Source organism: Pseudonocardia hispaniensis (assembly GCF_042658695.1).
GTDB classification, from domain to species: domain Bacteria; phylum Actinomycetota; class Actinomycetes; order Mycobacteriales; family Pseudonocardiaceae; genus Pseudonocardia; species Pseudonocardia hispaniensis.
Window position 1 is genome coordinate 576,794 of the sequence record NZ_JBHSQW010000044.1, and the last position, 14,837, is coordinate 591,630.

The 14,837-nt window shown below is 73.3% G+C and carries 16 protein-coding genes; all 16 read right to left on the reverse strand.

Annotation, left to right across the window (positions count from 1 at the left end; all coding sequences use genetic code 11):
- Nucleotides 1-141: 141 nt before the first annotated feature.
- The 16 genes from ACFQE5_RS23085 to ACFQE5_RS23160 are packed head-to-tail and all read right to left on the reverse strand — an operon-like array spanning nucleotide 142 to nucleotide 14,708.
- Nucleotides 142-3,108, reverse strand: a complete 2,967-nt coding sequence (locus ACFQE5_RS23085) for a hypothetical protein (protein ID WP_379588022.1) — start codon at nucleotides 3,106-3,108, stop codon at nucleotides 142-144.
- Nucleotides 3,109-3,147: 39 nt separating this feature from the next.
- Nucleotides 3,148-3,612 (reverse strand): hypothetical protein, encoded by a 465-nt coding sequence (locus tag ACFQE5_RS23090; RefSeq protein WP_379588024.1) that lies wholly within the window; start codon nucleotides 3,610-3,612, stop codon nucleotides 3,148-3,150.
- Nucleotides 3,613-3,623: 11 nt separating this feature from the next.
- Nucleotides 3,624-4,061 carry a hypothetical protein gene (locus tag ACFQE5_RS23095; RefSeq protein ID WP_379588025.1) on the reverse strand — a complete coding sequence of 146 codons (438 nt, stop codon included), beginning with the start codon at nucleotides 4,059-4,061 and terminating at the stop codon, nucleotides 3,624-3,626.
- A complete protein-coding gene (locus tag ACFQE5_RS23100; protein ID WP_379588026.1) occupies nucleotides 4,058-4,402 on the reverse strand; it encodes a hypothetical protein in 345 nt (114 codons plus the stop codon). Before ACFQE5_RS23100 ends, ACFQE5_RS23095 begins: the two co-directional genes overlap by 4 nt.
- Before the next feature lie 23 nt (nucleotides 4,403-4,425).
- The gene (locus ACFQE5_RS23105; protein ID WP_379588028.1) at nucleotides 4,426-5,361 is read right to left on the reverse strand and encodes a peptidoglycan recognition protein family protein; all 936 of its coding nucleotides are present in this window, start codon (nucleotides 5,359-5,361) and stop codon (nucleotides 4,426-4,428) included.
- 27 nt (nucleotides 5,362-5,388) lie between these two features.
- A complete protein-coding gene (locus tag ACFQE5_RS23110; protein WP_379588029.1) occupies nucleotides 5,389-5,664 on the reverse strand; it encodes a hypothetical protein in 276 nt (91 codons plus the stop codon).
- Nucleotides 5,661-8,774, reverse strand: coding sequence for a hypothetical protein (locus tag ACFQE5_RS23115; RefSeq protein ID WP_379588030.1), 3,114 nt, complete (start codon nucleotides 8,772-8,774; stop codon nucleotides 5,661-5,663). The genes ACFQE5_RS23110 and ACFQE5_RS23115 overlap by 4 nt, the downstream gene beginning before the upstream one ends.
- Nucleotides 8,771-9,631: a hypothetical protein gene (locus ACFQE5_RS23120; protein ID WP_379588032.1), complete on the reverse strand. Its 861-nt coding sequence runs from the start codon at nucleotides 9,629-9,631 to the stop codon at nucleotides 8,771-8,773. Before ACFQE5_RS23120 ends, ACFQE5_RS23115 begins: the two co-directional genes overlap by 4 nt.
- Entirely contained in the window at nucleotides 9,628-11,991 is a 2,364-nt protein-coding gene (locus tag ACFQE5_RS23125) for a phage tail protein (protein ID WP_379588033.1), read from the reverse strand. The genes ACFQE5_RS23120 and ACFQE5_RS23125 overlap by 4 nt, the downstream gene beginning before the upstream one ends.
- 24 nt (nucleotides 11,992-12,015) lie before the next feature.
- Nucleotides 12,016-12,360, reverse strand: coding sequence for a phage tail assembly protein T (locus ACFQE5_RS23130; protein WP_379588035.1), 345 nt, complete (start codon nucleotides 12,358-12,360; stop codon nucleotides 12,016-12,018).
- Nucleotides 12,357-12,716: a hypothetical protein gene (locus ACFQE5_RS23135; protein ID WP_379588037.1), complete on the reverse strand. Its 360-nt coding sequence runs from the start codon at nucleotides 12,714-12,716 to the stop codon at nucleotides 12,357-12,359. The genes ACFQE5_RS23130 and ACFQE5_RS23135 overlap by 4 nt, the downstream gene beginning before the upstream one ends.
- 38 nt (nucleotides 12,717-12,754) lie before the next feature.
- Nucleotides 12,755-13,171, reverse strand: a complete 417-nt coding sequence (locus tag ACFQE5_RS23140) for a phage tail tube protein (RefSeq protein WP_379588038.1) — start codon at nucleotides 13,169-13,171, stop codon at nucleotides 12,755-12,757.
- Nucleotides 13,172-13,186: 15 nt separating this feature from the next.
- Nucleotides 13,187-13,606 carry a DUF3168 domain-containing protein gene (locus tag ACFQE5_RS23145; RefSeq protein ID WP_379588040.1) on the reverse strand — a complete coding sequence of 140 codons (420 nt, stop codon included), beginning with the start codon at nucleotides 13,604-13,606 and terminating at the stop codon, nucleotides 13,187-13,189.
- On the reverse strand, nucleotides 13,607-13,789 hold the full coding sequence (locus ACFQE5_RS23150) for an HK97 gp10 family phage protein (RefSeq protein WP_379588042.1): 183 nt from the start codon (nucleotides 13,787-13,789) through the stop codon (nucleotides 13,607-13,609). It lies immediately after the preceding gene.
- A complete protein-coding gene (locus tag ACFQE5_RS23155) occupies nucleotides 13,774-14,127 on the reverse strand; it encodes a head-tail adaptor protein (protein ID WP_379588043.1) in 354 nt (117 codons plus the stop codon). The genes ACFQE5_RS23150 and ACFQE5_RS23155 overlap by 16 nt, the downstream gene beginning before the upstream one ends.
- Entirely contained in the window at nucleotides 14,124-14,708 is a 585-nt protein-coding gene (locus ACFQE5_RS23160) for a hypothetical protein (protein ID WP_379588045.1), read from the reverse strand. Before ACFQE5_RS23160 ends, ACFQE5_RS23155 begins: the two co-directional genes overlap by 4 nt.
- Nucleotides 14,709-14,837 lie beyond the last annotated feature (129 nt).

Here is a 14,837-nt window from a genome sequence, read left to right on the forward strand (position 1 = left end):
CGGGCGGGCCGCCCCGGCGGCAGGGCATAAGCCCTCGGGTCGGCGGCCTGCCCTCCCGCGAACACGACAACAGCGCCCCCGCCCGAGCGTGTGCTCAAGGCGAGGGCGCTGCGCTGGGGAGCGGACAGGCTCACGCGCGGGTCAGGGCGGCGACGGTGCGCGAGTCTGCCAGTCGGGGCGGCCGGCACGCAGCCGCCGCACCTGGTCGATGGGGACGCCGGCGCGCAGCGGGTAACGGATCCGCCGGTCCACGGTGACCGGGCGCGCGGCCGCGGTGTCGCCGGTGCGGCCGAGCGGGAACCGGCGGGCTCGCCCGACGGGTCGGGCGACGGCGAGGTCACCGGGCCGGCTCAGCGGCGGATGAGAACGCGCCCCACGCACCGGCCGGGCCGCGCTGGTCTCGCCGGCCCGCCCGAGGACGTAGGCCTTGCTCGCCCGGCCGAGCGGGCGCGGGGCCGCCGCGTCGCCGGCGCGGGCGAGATCGGTGCGGGAGCCGGCGCCGAGCGGGCGAGTGCGCTCGAGCACCCGCGGCCGCCCGAGCCTGCCGGTCTTGCGGGTGCGGCCGAGCCCGCGGGCGACCGCGAGCTGACCGGGCCGGCCCAGCGCCGGGTAGCCCTTCACGACGTCGAACGGCCGCGGGGCTGTGGCGTCGCCGGGCCTACCGAGGACGTAGACCTTCACCGCCCGGGCCAAGGCTCGCGGGGCCGACGCGTCGCCGGCGCGGGCGATGCCGCGGGCGGCAGCACGGCTCACCGCCCGGGCCGCGGAGAGCTCGCCGACCCGGCCGAGGACGTAGGTCTTGCTCGCCCGGGCCAGCGGCCGCGGCGTGGTCTGGTCGCCCGCGCGGGCAAGGTCGATCCCGACGCCGCTGCCGACCGGGCGGGCGGCGCCGGTCTCGCCGGGCCGCCCGAGGGTGTAGCTCTTGGCGGGGGCCAGCGCGCGGGCGCTGGCGGCCGCGCCGGACCGGGCGAGCTGGGCCGACTTCGCCGCGCGCTCGAGCGGCCGCGCAGCGCTCGTGTCGACGGGGCGGGTGAGCTGGGTGGTCTTCGCCGCACGCGCCAGCGGCTGAGACGCCGCGGTGTCGCCGGGACGCGGCAGGGTGTAGGCGCGCGACGCGCGCACCGGCCGCGGGGCTGAGGTGTCCCCGGGCCGCCCGAGGGTGTAGCTCTTGACGGGGCCCAGTGGGTGGGCGCCGTCCACCGCGCCGGGTCGGGCGAGCGTGGTGCTCTTCGATGCCCGGGTGAGCGGGCGGGCCGCCGAGGTGTCGGCGGCGCGGGCAAGGTCACCGATGACCGCGAGCACCAGCTCGCGTGCCCCGCCGGTCTCCCCGGGCCGGGCGAGCCCGGTGCGTTTCGACCCGCGCGCGAGCGGGTGGGTGGCCGTGCTGTCTCCGGCGCGGCCCAGCAGGTAGCTCTTGATCGAGGTGAGCGGCCGCGGCCCGTCCTCCGCGCCGGACCGGGCGAGCGAGATGGTCTTCGCGGGGCGGGCGAGTTCGCGCGTGTCCGCGGCGGTGGCGGGTCGCCCGAGCGGCGGGTGGTCCTTCACGACGTCGAGCGGGCGCGGGGCCGCGGTGTCGCCGGGCCGGGCGGGCCTGGTGGTCTTGGTGGCGCGCGCCAGCGGCCGGGGGGAGGTGGTCTCTCCGGGCTGGCCGAGCCGGTAGACGCGGGACACGGCGAGCGGCCGCGCACCGTCCGCGGTGCCCGGGCGGGGGAGCCTGCTGCTCTTCGACGCGCGCAGGGGCCGCGGCGTCGAGGTGTCACCGGCGCGGGTGAGGGTGTGCTCGCTGCCGCCGGCCGCAGCGCCGCGGAGCAGCACTGTCGACGACGAGTAGCCCTCCGATGCGGAGCCGGCCGGGTTCCCCCACGTCGCCGACGCTGCGGCCACCGCGCCCGGGTCGGCGAGGGTGCGGGACGCGGTGATCATCGCCACGACGGTGCCGTTGATCCGTTTCGCGCGCTGCGTCCACCCGGCCGGCGGGGTGTAATCCGGGGCCGGCGCCGAAAACGTCAGCCCGACCCAGGTTGCGAGCTGCAGCACGTTCTCGACGCTGGCGGTGGCGGCCGGGCTGGCGTGGTCGGAGACCGGGCCGGGTGCGCCGATGCCCTTGGCGTCGTCCACGGCCTCCGCGTCGATCACGACGGCGACGGCGAGCCCGTGGAAGTCGCCGGGCTTGCCGATCGTGGTGGTGATCGTCTTCGCGCCGGCGGCCGTGACCTTCGTCGTGTAGGTGCGGATGTGGGTCTTGTTGGTGCCGCCGTCCGCGGTCGGCTGCTGCACCCACCCGTCGGTGCCGGACACGGTGGCCGGGCCGGACATGTCGGCGAGGGTGTCCCAGTCCATCGCCTGCCAGCACACGATGGTGTCCCCGACCTGCGGGTCGCTGCCGAGGCCGGTGGCGTCGGCGGTGACGCTCGCCGTGGAGCCCGATGTGGTGTGCGTGGCGAGCACCGTGTTCCCGCGCAGGGTGGGCTCCGTGCGGGAGCCGCCCGGGTCGGGGGTGGTGAACAGGGCGTCGACCGCTGGGTCGTCGAACCGGATCCACGCCGGGCGGGTGGTGACAGCTGTGCCCGTGTCGCCGGGGGCAAGGTCTGTGCTGTCGATGCCGCCGTAGCGGATCGTCCCCGTGTAGGAGGTGGTGGCCGTGTTGGTCGCTCGGTACCCGAGTTCGACGACGATCCGGTCGCCCACCTGACAGGCGACCGGATTGAGGGTGCCGTTGATCTGCTGGGCGGTGTTGGTCGTCGGCCACTCGCCGGTGGCCAATCCGTTCGCCGCTGTGCCGCGCACGGTGGTGCCGTCACCGGACATCACGTAGATCAGCGTGCGGGACTGGAGATCGGCGTTGGAGCTCGACTCTTGGATGGCGCGGCAGTACGTGTACGCACCCTGCAGCGTCCCGGCTTGCAGGATCGGATCGGATACCCATTGCCCGAGCGCCACATCCCAGGGGGACGTGGCGGTCGTTTCCGCGCGGGCGCTGGATGTGTTCGTCCCCTGCGGCGTCGCGGTCAGGCCGCGGGCGACCTTCCCGGCCTGGTCGTTCCAGACGCCGGATGTGGAGACGGTGACCGGCGGGGCGACGTTCGCGAGGAACCGCTTGACTGCCACTCCGCCAGCTCCCCTCTGCCCGGGTAGGTGTCGTGGTGGTCAGGCGGAGTAGTAGGCGCCGTCCTGGTTCGGGTTGATGATCATTGTGGAGCCGTCGGTTTGGCCGTCGAAGCTGTAGGCGGCGATCGGGATGATGTCCGCGTCGGTGCCGCCGGTGGTGTCCGGGTCGTAGCAGAGCAGCACCTTGCCCATGAGGTTGTTGGCCGCTCCGCCGGCGGGGTCGTACTGGAATGGGTCGATGTCGACGACCATCTCGTCGGCGGTGTCGTCGATCGACACGACCACGTTGGTGGCGGCGATCCGGGAGTAGCCGGTGAAGTCGGCCTCGTCGTTGGTGCCGGCGAGGATCGCGGCGAGGGTGTCGTAGTCCTTGAGTGTGCTGTCGGCCTCCAGGCCGGTCGCCTTCAGCAGCACCCACACGAGCGCGTCGTTGGCGCCGGACAGCTCGGCGAAGGTGCGGGTGCGGCCCTTGGCGATGTTGAAGATGAAGTCCGATCCGGCCATGGCCTTGTCTCCTATCTGGTGATCTGCGGGTTGAGCCGGATCCGTCCCTTGGCGATCCGGTGCGGGGTCGGGCCACCGTCGGGGTCGTCCGGTCCGGTGGCGGGTTCGGTGACGTCGAGGTCCCAGGCGACGTCGAGCGCCGGCCAGGTCTGCTGCCAGGCCGCGGTCTGCTCGGGTGTGGCGGTGAGCCGGACGTGCCCGGGTAGCCCGGCGACGATCTCGGCGTTGGGTGCGGCGCCGGTGGTGGTCCACTCGTGCAGGACCTGCCCGGCCTGCCAGGTGGCGCGCACCTGGGAGCGGGCCGACCAGCCGGCCGGGTCGTCGATCTGCACGGGGGCGTCGTTGGCGTCGAGGATCGGCACGAGCAGGTCGATCGGGTCGCCGGGGTTGACCTCGAGGTCGATCAGGGTGGTCGCGGTGGCGACCGTGATGACGGTCGGGGCGCTCACGGCTGCCCGTACGGGGGCTGCCCGTAGCCGTAGTCCTCGGGCCACGGTGGGCGCGCGCCGCGATCGACGGGGCGCGGCCGCGGCACGGGCGGGGGCTGCTCGAGCGGCTGCTCGCCCGCGGGGATCAGCAGCTCGCCGCGCGCGGTCTGCGGGTCGGACAGCGGGGTGACCCTGCGGCGGGTGGCCAGGGTCAGGCCGAGGTAGAGCAGCCCGGCGATCGTGGTGGTGAGCGTGCCGACGAGCGGGTCGTCGGCCTGCACCCAGCCGTAGCCGGCGGCCACGGCGATCCCGGCCTTGACGAAGTCGAGCACGACGACCGGCTCGGGTCTGCGGGTGGGCATCGTGTGGTCTCCCATCGGGGGCGTCAGGACCGGCTGTGCAGGGCGGGGCTGGAGCGCAGCACGACCTGCAGGTCGGCGAGCGCGTCCCGGACGGCGGCGGTGACCGCAGCGGCCGCACCGTCCGCGCCGGCGATGCTGGGGGTGCGCAGGAGCTCGACGCACTCGTGGACGGCCGCGGTGATGGCGTCGATCTTCTGGTGCAGGCTGTTGAGGTTGTGGTGGGCCTGCCGGACTTCCACGTTGTTACGGCGCAGGTAGTCGACGACGGTCAGGGTCTCTCCGGTGCCACCGTCCCAGGCGTGCCATCCGGGAGTGCCGGGTCCGCCTTCGCCGAAGTAGAGCTGGTGGTCGAGGTTGCGGACACGGGCCAGCAGCTCGCGCTGCTCGTCGTCGGACAGGGCCATGAACGGACCTCCACGAGGTCGAGGGGACGGGGTCGAGCGGGGTCCCGCGGCGCCGGCGGCGAGGTTGATGTCGCCGATCAGCGCGTAGGCGTGCCGGCCCGGGCAGGCCGTAGCCGCGCCGGGGGCGTCACGGTGACCGCCGGTGAGCCGCGGCTGGGCCCACCAGCCCTGGGTGTAGCCGTAGCGGACCAGCCACGCCGTCGCCGCGACCAGCTGCGGGGTGGGCCGGTCGCGGTCGTAGTTGCCGACCCAGCAGATCGCCCGCGCCGACCGGTTGAGGCCCTTGGTGTGGGCGCCTTCGCGGTCGATGCCGTGGCCCTCGTAGATCCGGCCGACCGGGGTGATCGCGAACGTGTAGGAGATCCCCCCGCCGAACCGCTGCTGCCCGATGTGTTCGAGGGTGCGGATCGCGGCGTCGTCGTCGATGAACGGCGGGGTCAGGTCCGGGGCGACGGTGACGGAGTGGTGCAGGTACAGCCGGGTCGCGGGCAGCGGCGCCGGACCGAACCCGGCCGGGTAGCGCGCGCCCCACGCCCGCCGGGAAATGATCTCCACGATGGGCCCCTTTCGCCTGTCTCGGGGTCAGCCGCCGAGCAGCGGGCCGACCACCCCGCCGACGAGGCCACCGCCGACGAGCGCGACCCCGGAGGCGACCCACACGGCGCGCTCGAGCCTGCGCAGCCGGGACTCGTGGTCGACGGCGATCACGGCCGGGTTGGGGCGCTGCTCAAGGGCGCGGATGCGGTCCTCGTGGTCGTCGTGGCTGCCGTCGAGCCGGTCGATGACCATGTCCAGCTTGGTTTCGACGCGCACCAGCCGGTCAGACAACGCGGCGTAGTCCGGTGCTGGGGTGATCACTGTCCACGGTCCTCCGTCCGTGCGGGGGTGATGTACCGGTAGGGGCCGTCGCCGCGCACGGTGACCTCGTCGCGCAACGGCTCGACGTCGAACGGGTCGACGTCGGCGCGGATGGCCTTGACCAGCCACGACACCCGGGCGCCGTCGGGCAGTAGCGGCGCCCGGATTTCGAACCGGCCGCCGACGGGGTAGGTCGCCGCGGCCGGTGCCGCCGAGGGCGGTGTCTGGCCGTCGGCGGGGTCGAGTGGGGTGAGCAGCACCGCCCGACCCTCACGGCGGGTGGCCGCCTCGAAATAGGTGGGCAGCTCGACGACCGCGCGACCGGCGTGGATGGTGGCGGTGCCCCAGTACTCGACGCCGGCGTGTGGGGACTCGGTGCATCCGTGCACCAGCCACCTGTCGGGGTCGGTGGGATGGTCGATCACGAACGCTTTGACGGCGCCCTGACTGACGATCTGCACCTGTCCGGACGTGTGGATGTCGATCCAGCCGTTACCGGGGCCGCCGAGTAGCACGCTGCCATCCGCGCGCAGAAGCAGCTTGGCGCCGAGCACCCCGTAGAGGTCGATGGCCCCGGAGGAATAGACGCCGATCCGCGCCCGGTCGGCGCCCCCCGAGGTGTAGGTCTTGAGTTCGGCGGCGCCTGCCCCGGTGGCGAAGATCTCGGCGCGCAGCGCCCCGGAGCTGCTGTCGCATCCCTCCACAGCTGCCCGGTCCGGGGCGGCCAGCACCCTCCCGCCGCGGCGGGAGAGAGTGTCCGGGTTGGTCAGCATCATTTCCGCGCGGTCGGTGCGCAGCACCAGCACCGACTTGCGGTAGTCGCTCCCGGATTGGGATGGGCCGGAGTTGAACCCGACCCCCGTGCGGCCGGAGCCTTCGTTGAAGGCGTTGACGAACCCCGGGCCAAACGTGCCTGCGGAGCTGTAGAACAGCTGGGTGGGTAGCGGGCTGCCGGTCCCGTCGAGACCGGTGTAGGCGGGGTCGAGGATGATCCGGCTGCCGCTGGTCGCCGAGGCCCCGGCCGTGAACCGTCCCAGCAGGCTGAGCGCGCTGGTGGGGATGTTGAACTCGAACAGGACCCGGTCGTCGCTGGCATAGCAGCGCAGCCCGGTGGTGTCCAGTTCGACCCGGGCGCCGCTGGCGGCGGTGCGGATGATCCCGGAGATCGTCATCAGCGCGGACATGATCCCGGCGGTCAGCTTGCCGATGGACAGCGCGGAGACGTCCCCATCCCCGGCCTGCACCAGCAGGGCCGAGTCCTCACCCGAGGCGCCGCTGGCGTTGCCGGAGCGGTCCACCGCGACCAGCTTCGCGTACCAGGTCTGCCCGTAGTCGCCGATGGTGGACGGCATCGTCCCGGCCCCGGACAGCCGGTCGAGGTAGGTGGTCGAGGTGGCGGTGTCGAGCCGGCCGTCCGGAAGCAGCGGCCGGTGCGGGGTGAATCCCGCGGTCTGGGAGGCGTGCACCTCCACGTGGGAGAAGTCCGCCGGTTGGGCTTCCCCGGCGGAGCCCTTGCCGTCCCAGGTCACGGCGAGCACCCCGAGGTAGGACGTCACGACCGGGGTCGACGGCACCGGGGGCGGGGTGCCGTCGGCGGCGGCCGTGTGCGCCACCGCCGGCGACCAGCCCGAGTCGTGGCCCCACCGGTCGCGGGCGGCGACCTGCACCTCGAGTGCGGCGCCGGCGACGACCCCGTCCCAGCCGGCGGACGAGTCGGTGACCTGCGGCAGCAGAGTCCAGCCGCCGGGCAGCTCGGGGCTGATGTAGCGCCAGCGCACGAGGTAGCCGGCCAGGTCGGTGATCTGCGAGCCGTTGCTGTTCTCGGTGACCGGCAGCCAGTCCGCGGTGACGGCGGCGAAGGTGCGGTCCTGGTCGGGGTAGGCCTGCGAGTCGACGCCCAGCCCCTGCGGCACCGCCGGGGCGAGACCGTCATCGGTCTCGGGGTCGGGGGTGGAGGTGCCGGTGACCAGCTGCCCGCCGACCAGTCCGTCGATCTGCCGCTGCAGGTACTCGGTCCACGCGGTGATCAGGTCACCGAGCACGACCCCGGCGCTCGGGTGGTCCTCGCCGGCCTGCTGGGCGACGGTGAGCTGCATGATCCGGTTCCGGGTGAGCTGCCGGCCGGTGTCGGTGTACACCCAGTCCGAGGGCCACAGGTCCCGCAGGGGCAACGCCCGGGTCGGGTCGACCACGATCCCCGCGGAGAGCTCTTCCACCCCGACGGTGGCGCGCTGTAGCTGCAGGTTGCCGTAGGCGAGCGCGGCGCCCTGGGTGGTGAGGTTGCCCTGGCTGATGTAGCGGCCGATCTGCCGGCCCCGCCGGGCCCGCGCGGTCGGGTCGTGGACCTGCACGTAGACGCCGTCGGCGCCGGCGATGAGTAGATCGGTGGCGGCCTCGCGGACGTCGCGGCGGCGGGTGGCGTCGGTGACGTCCCGGCCGGCGCGCAGCACCACCGGCGGATCGACCAGGGTGTGGTCGGTGCCCACGGTGTCGGGCACGTACAGCCGTAGCTCGAGCGTGCTGGTGAGCTCGGCCTCGGCCATGCCCCATTCGCGCAGCTGCTGCGCGACCTGCAGCAGGTCCCGCCCGGGTGGGATCTCCGCGGATGTCTGGTTGGTCCAGGCGACACCGCGGCTGTCGTGGGTGTCGGTGAACGCCCAGGTGACGTCGGTGAGGTAGCCCAGCGACTGGGCGAGCTGCAGGCAGTCGCGCATGATCCGCCCGGCCGTCGCGTCCGGGAAGATCTGGGCGGCGTTCTCCCCGCCACCGGGCGGGAGCTGGAACTCCTCGAGCCGTTGGGTGAGGAAGTGCCCGGTGAACGTCACGATCCCGGACTCGGCGACCTCGTCGCCGTCGGAGGCCATGAGGTAGCCGCGTAGGTCGGTGGCGGCGGTGCCGTCGTAGCGGATCGCGATCGGCATGTCCCGCAGCCGGGTGACCCGCTCGGCGAGAACGTCGAAGTGCAGGCCGTCGCGCGGGTATTCCAGCTCGATCCCGCCGGGCTGCCCGGCGATCAGTGAGATCTTCCAGGCGACGACGTGGGGCAGCGGGCACAGGTAGGTGTCGTCGTCGTCGAGCGCCCAGAAGTCGATGCGCAGCTCGCTGCTCATGCGGTCGTGTACTTGCGTCGGCCGGTGACGGTCGCGGTCGCGGTGCCGCCGCCGGTGTGGGTGAGTTGGACGGTGGGCCCGCCCGGTTCGGGGCGCAGCGCGAACCAGCGGCGGGTACCCGCGCCGCCGTAGTGGAGGCGTTCGTAGTCGGCGGGGGTGACGGTCAGCCCGCCGGTGCCGGTGACCGTCCAGGTGGCGGTGTTGATCTGCAGGGTTTGGTCGGCGGCGATGATGCCGTTCCAGCCGACGAAGATCCCCGAGGCGGGCTGCTCCAACCTGGGGTTGGCGGAGGGGCCGATCTCGACGAGCAGGTCCTGCATGAGCGCGGTCGCGCTGTCGAGGGCGGTGAGCTGGCCGCTGCCACCGGTGGCGACGGTCAGGGAGCCGGTGCGGTCGGCGGTGTCGGACCAGAACGGGTCGGCGGTCTTGAGCACGACGGTGACCTCGGCGAGGTTCCCGGGCGGTTGGGTGCGTGGGTCGAGGACGTCGAGGACTTCGCCGCGTAGCTCCCGCTCGGCGCCGTCGGGACGGACCCGCTCGATCAGCAGCTGCTCGTCACCGATCGCGGCGATGAGCTCGTCCATCCGCTTGTACAGCTCGCGGCGCGCGGTCGATCCGGCTGGGACACGCCCGGTGTCGGGGTCACAGCCCAGCACCAGCAGTGGCAGCGCCACCACCCCGGCCTCATAGCGCTTGCCGGGGATGTGCAGCTCACCGTGCTCGCCGGGGATGACCAGGTCGGCGCCGCGTTTCGCGGGCACCCGCAGCAACGCGGACAGGTCCCGGGGTCGGTACGCATGTCGGCGGATGTCGAGGCCGTTGAGGCGCAGCCCATCGGCCGGGATCGGGGCGCTCACCGGCGGAACGTCCCCAGCGCGGAGAGCAGCTGCATGTCACGCTGGACGCTCACTGTGGTCGGCTCTCCTATCGGGTTGTAGATGTTGAGGGTGATCTGCGGGGCCGGGTCCGCGGCCGACGCGGCCGGTGTGGTGGTGCCGTCGCCGCCGCGGGGCGCGAGCATCGAGGTGAGCGCGGCCGGCCAGGCGGGGTCGATCTCGATCTGGTGGGCGCCGTCGAGGGCGGCCGCGGCGGTGTCGGCGGCCACCTGGCGGGCGGGGCGGGTCGCGGCCGCGGCGTTGGCGATGATGCCCTCGCCGATCCCGGCGGGGATCATGCGTCCGACGATGCGGTCGCCCCACTTGGACGGCGACGAGATCCCCAGGAAGGACAGGATCGGGCCCGGGACGACGGACTTGATCCAGCCGAGGATCTTGTTGTACAGCCACGAGCCCATCGCGACGATGCCGTTCCACAGGCCCGAGACAAGATCACGGCCGGCGCCCAGCAGCAGCGAGCCGAGGGACCCGATGGCGGACAGGATCCGGCCGGGTAGCCCGGCCAGCCAGGACAGCAGCTCCTGGAGCTTGCGCAGCGCCCAGTCCTTCGCTGACCCGAACCAGCCCGCGATCAGCCCCGGCAGCTGCGAGAACCAACTGATGATCGACTTTGCTTGATCAATCCCCCACTGGACCTTGCCGACGATCCAGCTCCAGGCTTGCGCCACGAAGTCCGAGACGGCGCGCCACGCGTCGGACGTCCACTGCTTGACGGTGTCCCAGTTCGCGATGATCAACGCGACCAGGGCGCCGATGGCGGCGATCACCCACCCGACCGGGCCCATCGCGACCAGCCAGGAGGCGGCCATGACCGCGGCGCGGGCCATCGCCCCAGCGGCCATGAGCGCCCACTGGGCGACCATGCGGGCCGCGGTGGCGGCCATCGACGCGGCCGCGGTGGCCATCTGCGCGCCGGTGGTGAGCAGCCACGCCGCACCGACCCGGGCCGCATGCACGGTCGCCTGGGCGGCCATGAGCGCGAACTTCGCGACGGCGGTGGTGGCCATGACGGTGACCCGGGCGATAAAGCCCGCCGAGGTGGTGGCCATTCGCACACCGAGGGTGGCGAGCTTGGTGGTGAACCCGGCGACGGCCTGCCCGGCGACCAGCAGCTTCGGCCCGACCTGGGTGAGCGTGGTGACCAGCCCGGACACCTTCACCAGCAGCGGGCCGAGCAGCGCCGACCAGCCGAGGAACCCGCCGATCACCGACTGCACCGGCGCGGGCAGCGACGCGAACCAGCCGGCCAAGGTGCCCAGCGCGGGCCCGAGGATCTGCAGCGCCGTGGTCAGGGTCCCGGAGACCTGGCTGAGCAGGCTCCACACGTCGGCGATCTGCTGCTGGCCCTCGGCGCTGGCCGTCCACTCCGCGGCGGTCGCGGTCAACTGCTGCAGGGTGGCGACCAGCCCGGCGCCGTCGGCGCCGGCCGCGGCGAACACGTTGCGGAAGATCTGCCCGACGTTGCGCACCGTCAGGGCGAGATCACCGATGATGGACAGGCCGCGGGAGATGATCTGGTTGAGCCGCTGCTGCCCCTCGGCGGACTCGGCCCACGTCCGGAACGCCTTCGCGGCGTCCCCGGCACCGGAGACCAGCCCTGGCAGGAACGAGGTGCCGACCTTGGCGACGGCGAGGAAACCGCGCAGCCAGTCCCCGAGGCTGGACCCGACTTCCTTCACGACGCTGGCGGTGTCGCCGAGGATCGCGTTGACCGACCCGACGGCCTCCGGGGCCATCAGCGCCTTCCCCGACGCCTTCGCGGAGGCGTTCATGGCGTCGGCGACCCCGCCGAGCCCGGTCCTCAGCGTCGGCAGGTACGCGCCGGCGAGGGTCTTGGTGGTCTGGGCGAGCCCGGTGAACAGCCGCTGCTGCACGTCGAGCTGCACGGACTTCCACGCCGGCCCGAGGTCGCGCACCGCGGTCGCCCATTCCCGCGCCGACGGGGCGAGCTTGGCGGTGGCCTCGGCGAACTTCGCCGGGTCGTCCATGGCGGACAAGGCGTCGGAGACCCCGGCCACGCCGACCTTGAACGCGGCCAGCGCCCCGACGCCGGCGGTGAGAATCCCGGGCAGGATCGCGGCCGCGCCGGCGGTGGTGATCAGGATGCTCGCGAGGTTGGCCGCCGACGCGGCGGCCACGGCGATCCCAGCGGCCGGTTTGCCGATCTTCCCGAGGCCGGCGCCGAGCTTCTCGACGCGGGCGGCGGACTTCTCCGCCTCGGCGACGAATCGGTTGAGGCTGGTCTTGGCCTTGGCCAGCCCTGCCTGGAACTGGGCCGGGTTGATGCCGAGCTTGACGGCGAGGGAGGCGATCGTGGCCACGTGACCCTCCCCTCAGCGCGGTTGCTATGCGGCGGTGACGGTGCCGCCGAACCGGCGGTTGAGCTCCTGGGCCTTCGCCCACAGCTCATCGGGGCTCATCCGCCGCCGCGGTTTCGGCTGCCCCCATGGAGGTAGGAAGTCCCCGGGCTGTCGGGCGGGCCCCTTGGTGCGATTGGTGTTGACGACGGCGGCGGTGACCAGGGCGGCGGCGTGGTCGATGCGCCGCCCACCGAGCGGCCCGGCGAGCCGCTCGTAGGCCATCCACTCGGTGATCTCGCGGGAGTCGATGCGGGCGAGCAGCTCGCGCACGGTGTAGCCGAGGTGGCCGGCCAGCCGGAAGTAGAACTGTCGGGCTGGCCGGCGGGTCATTCCCCCACGAGCTCGTCGACGTCGTCGTCGCTGATCCCGGACAGCTTCTGCGCGGCCTCGGCGACCCGGGCGAGCGCGGCTGCAGACTTGCGGCCCAGCTCGGCGACCTGCGCGTCCCCGAACAGGCGTTCCCCGTCTTCGCCGATCATGGTCAGCGCGCATACCCGCGCCCGGAAGTTCAGGATCTTCGCGGCGGACGCGGTGCCGTCCTTACCGAGCAGGGAGGCCTCCAGCCGGTCCCGCTCGGCGCCGGTGAGTGCCCGCACGCGCACGGTGCCGCCCCATTCGGGGACGGCGACGTCGACGGTGAGCAGGTCGTCGGCGGACAGGATCTGGTCGCGGGTGAGCAGCGTCATCGCGGGTCTCGTCTCTTTCGATCAGCAGGCGGGTCGGGTCAGGGGGTGGCGGGGGTGAGCGCGGGCTTGCCGGACACCTTGAGGGTGATCTCGGCGGCCAGCTTGTCGTCGTGTGGGGCCTCGGCGCTAAACCCGGTGAGGATCGCCTTGAGCGCCCACGTCGCGCCGGTGGGCCAGGTGATGCGCCAGTCCCGGGGCTGGGCGTCGGCGTAGTCGGCGAGCAGGGTGTCGTGGTCGGCCGGGTCGTAGTTGATCTCGGCTGTGACCTCGCCGGCGTCCTTGAGCCCGCCGATGAACTCGCGCCACGCATCGGGGGAGTCGTGCGCGGTGACGTCGTAGGTGTCCCGCTCGGTCTCGGGCCCTTCGATGTTGGTGACGTTCGCGATCGGGGTGTACACGGTGGGTGTTCCGTCGCCGCGCTCGAGCAGCGTCCCGAAGGCATCCAATCCGGCCACGGGTGGTTCTCCTTGTCAGTCGTCCTCGGCGGGGGGTTGCTGCTCGGCCCACACCCGGTAGCGGGCCACGCAGTGGCGTAGCTGCGGGTCGGGGTCGCGCATGTAGGTGCGGGCGGCGGCGGCGACGGACACCTTCTGCCAGCCGGTGACCGCCAGGGGCCGGCGGTGCAGGGCGGCGTCGAGGGCGTCGGCGATCCGCGCGGCCTCGGCGTAGCCGCGGTAGCGCGACCACACGTGCAGGGTGAGGGTCGCGGTGACGCCGTCGCGGTCGTGTGCCTCGGCGGGGATCTCGTCGACCTCACCGAGCAGCACGTACGGTGTCGGCCGCGGCTCGGGCACCTCGTCGAGCACGGCGGCGCCGAGCCCGGTCAGGCCGGGATCGGTATCCAGCTTGGTGTACACGGCCACGAGCAGCGGGCGGGCGATGCTGGGCACTCAGATCCTCCGCTCGATCGCGTCGCGCAGCGCCCCGGTCAGCACCGGCACCCGCCGTTTGGCCGCGTCCTGCACGTCGTCCGCCCACGCCTGCAGCGATTCGACGCAGATCGGTTCGGTCTGGGCGGCGAGCTTGGTGAGCAGCCGGGCGAGTTGGCGGTCCCCGGTCACCCTGCGGGCCACGGTGTGCCTCCTTCGGTTTGGCGGGATCGGCAGTCCGCACGCAGATACACCGGCTCGGACGGCCCGAACGTGGCGAGCACCTCGAGCACGAGCCCGTCGACGTGCAGCTCGTCGCCGCGGCGCACATCCGCATCTGGGGCGAGGTAGACCGGCTGGGTCAGGTCGGAGCCGTCCTGCCCGCCGGTGGTGCGCTGGTCGTCGGTGGGTTGACTCAACCGACCGGGAACCATCCCGACGGCCGCCCAGGTGGTGGTGTAGCCGCCGGCCCCGTCGGGGCTGTCCACGCGCCGGCGCACCGTGATCGTGCGGTTGAGCAGCCCGGCCTGTGCGACGTTCACCGGTACCTGCGTAGCTCGGCGAGCTGGGTGCGTTCCCAGTCGGTCAGCTCGATGCGGCCGGTGCGGCCGGTGCCGGCGGTCTGCCAGGATCGGCTGTAGTCCCCGATCGACAGCTGCGTGACCTGCTCGGGGTTGATCACGGCGCGGCCGGCGATCTGCAGCGCGACGGTGCGCAGGATCCCGGGGCGGCGCCGCGGCGGGTAGCCGTGGGTGTAGGTCACCGTGACCGCACGCTGCTCGGTCGGCCAGCACCGGCCGATCCGGGTGAGCACCCCGGAGCCGGCCCAGGTGTAGTCGACACCGTGGGTGAGCGCGACACCGTGCTCGACGACGGCGGAGACGGCGGTGACCGGCAGCTCGGGCAGACACAGGATCCGGCCGCCGCCGGGCCGGTCGATGGTGAGCTCGTCGTCGACGACCTCGTCGAGGATTTGGCGGGTCTCGGCGCGGATCGCGTCCCCAGCCATGTCCAGCATCAGCACCGCCAGGTGCTCGTCGAGCTGCCCCTGCTCCCGGCGCAGGAAGATGCGTAGCTCCTCGGGGGTGGCGAACGGTGGGAACCCGCCGGTGTCCTCGTCCACGGCGTCCTCCTGTCTGCGGCTACCGGGCCGGTGGGCGCGGCACCGCGGCGGTCGGCGCCCCGGCCGAGGGGGCGTCGACCCGGCTGCCCGGGGGGAGCGCCACGACCAGCGCGGCGACCAGCAGCGCGG

What these genes read in the sequence shown, in the direction of transcription:
- ACFQE5_RS23090 (WP_379588024.1), bottom strand. Translation starts at nt 3,612, where the DNA reads ATGGCCGGATCGGACTTCATCTTCAACATCGCCAAGGGCCGCACCCGC.
- ACFQE5_RS23100 (WP_379588026.1), bottom strand. Translation starts at nt 4,402, where the DNA reads ATGCCCACCCGCAGACCCGAGCCGGTCGTCGTGCTCGACTTCGTCAAG.
- ACFQE5_RS23115 (WP_379588030.1), bottom strand. Translation starts at nt 8,774, where the DNA reads ATGAGCAGCGAGCTGCGCATCGACTTCTGGGCGCTCGACGACGACGAC.
- ACFQE5_RS23130 (WP_379588035.1), bottom strand. Translation starts at nt 12,360, where the DNA reads ATGACCCGCCGGCCAGCCCGACAGTTCTACTTCCGGCTGGCCGGCCAC.
- ACFQE5_RS23135 (WP_379588037.1), bottom strand. Translation starts at nt 12,716, where the DNA reads ATGACGCTGCTCACCCGCGACCAGATCCTGTCCGCCGACGACCTGCTC.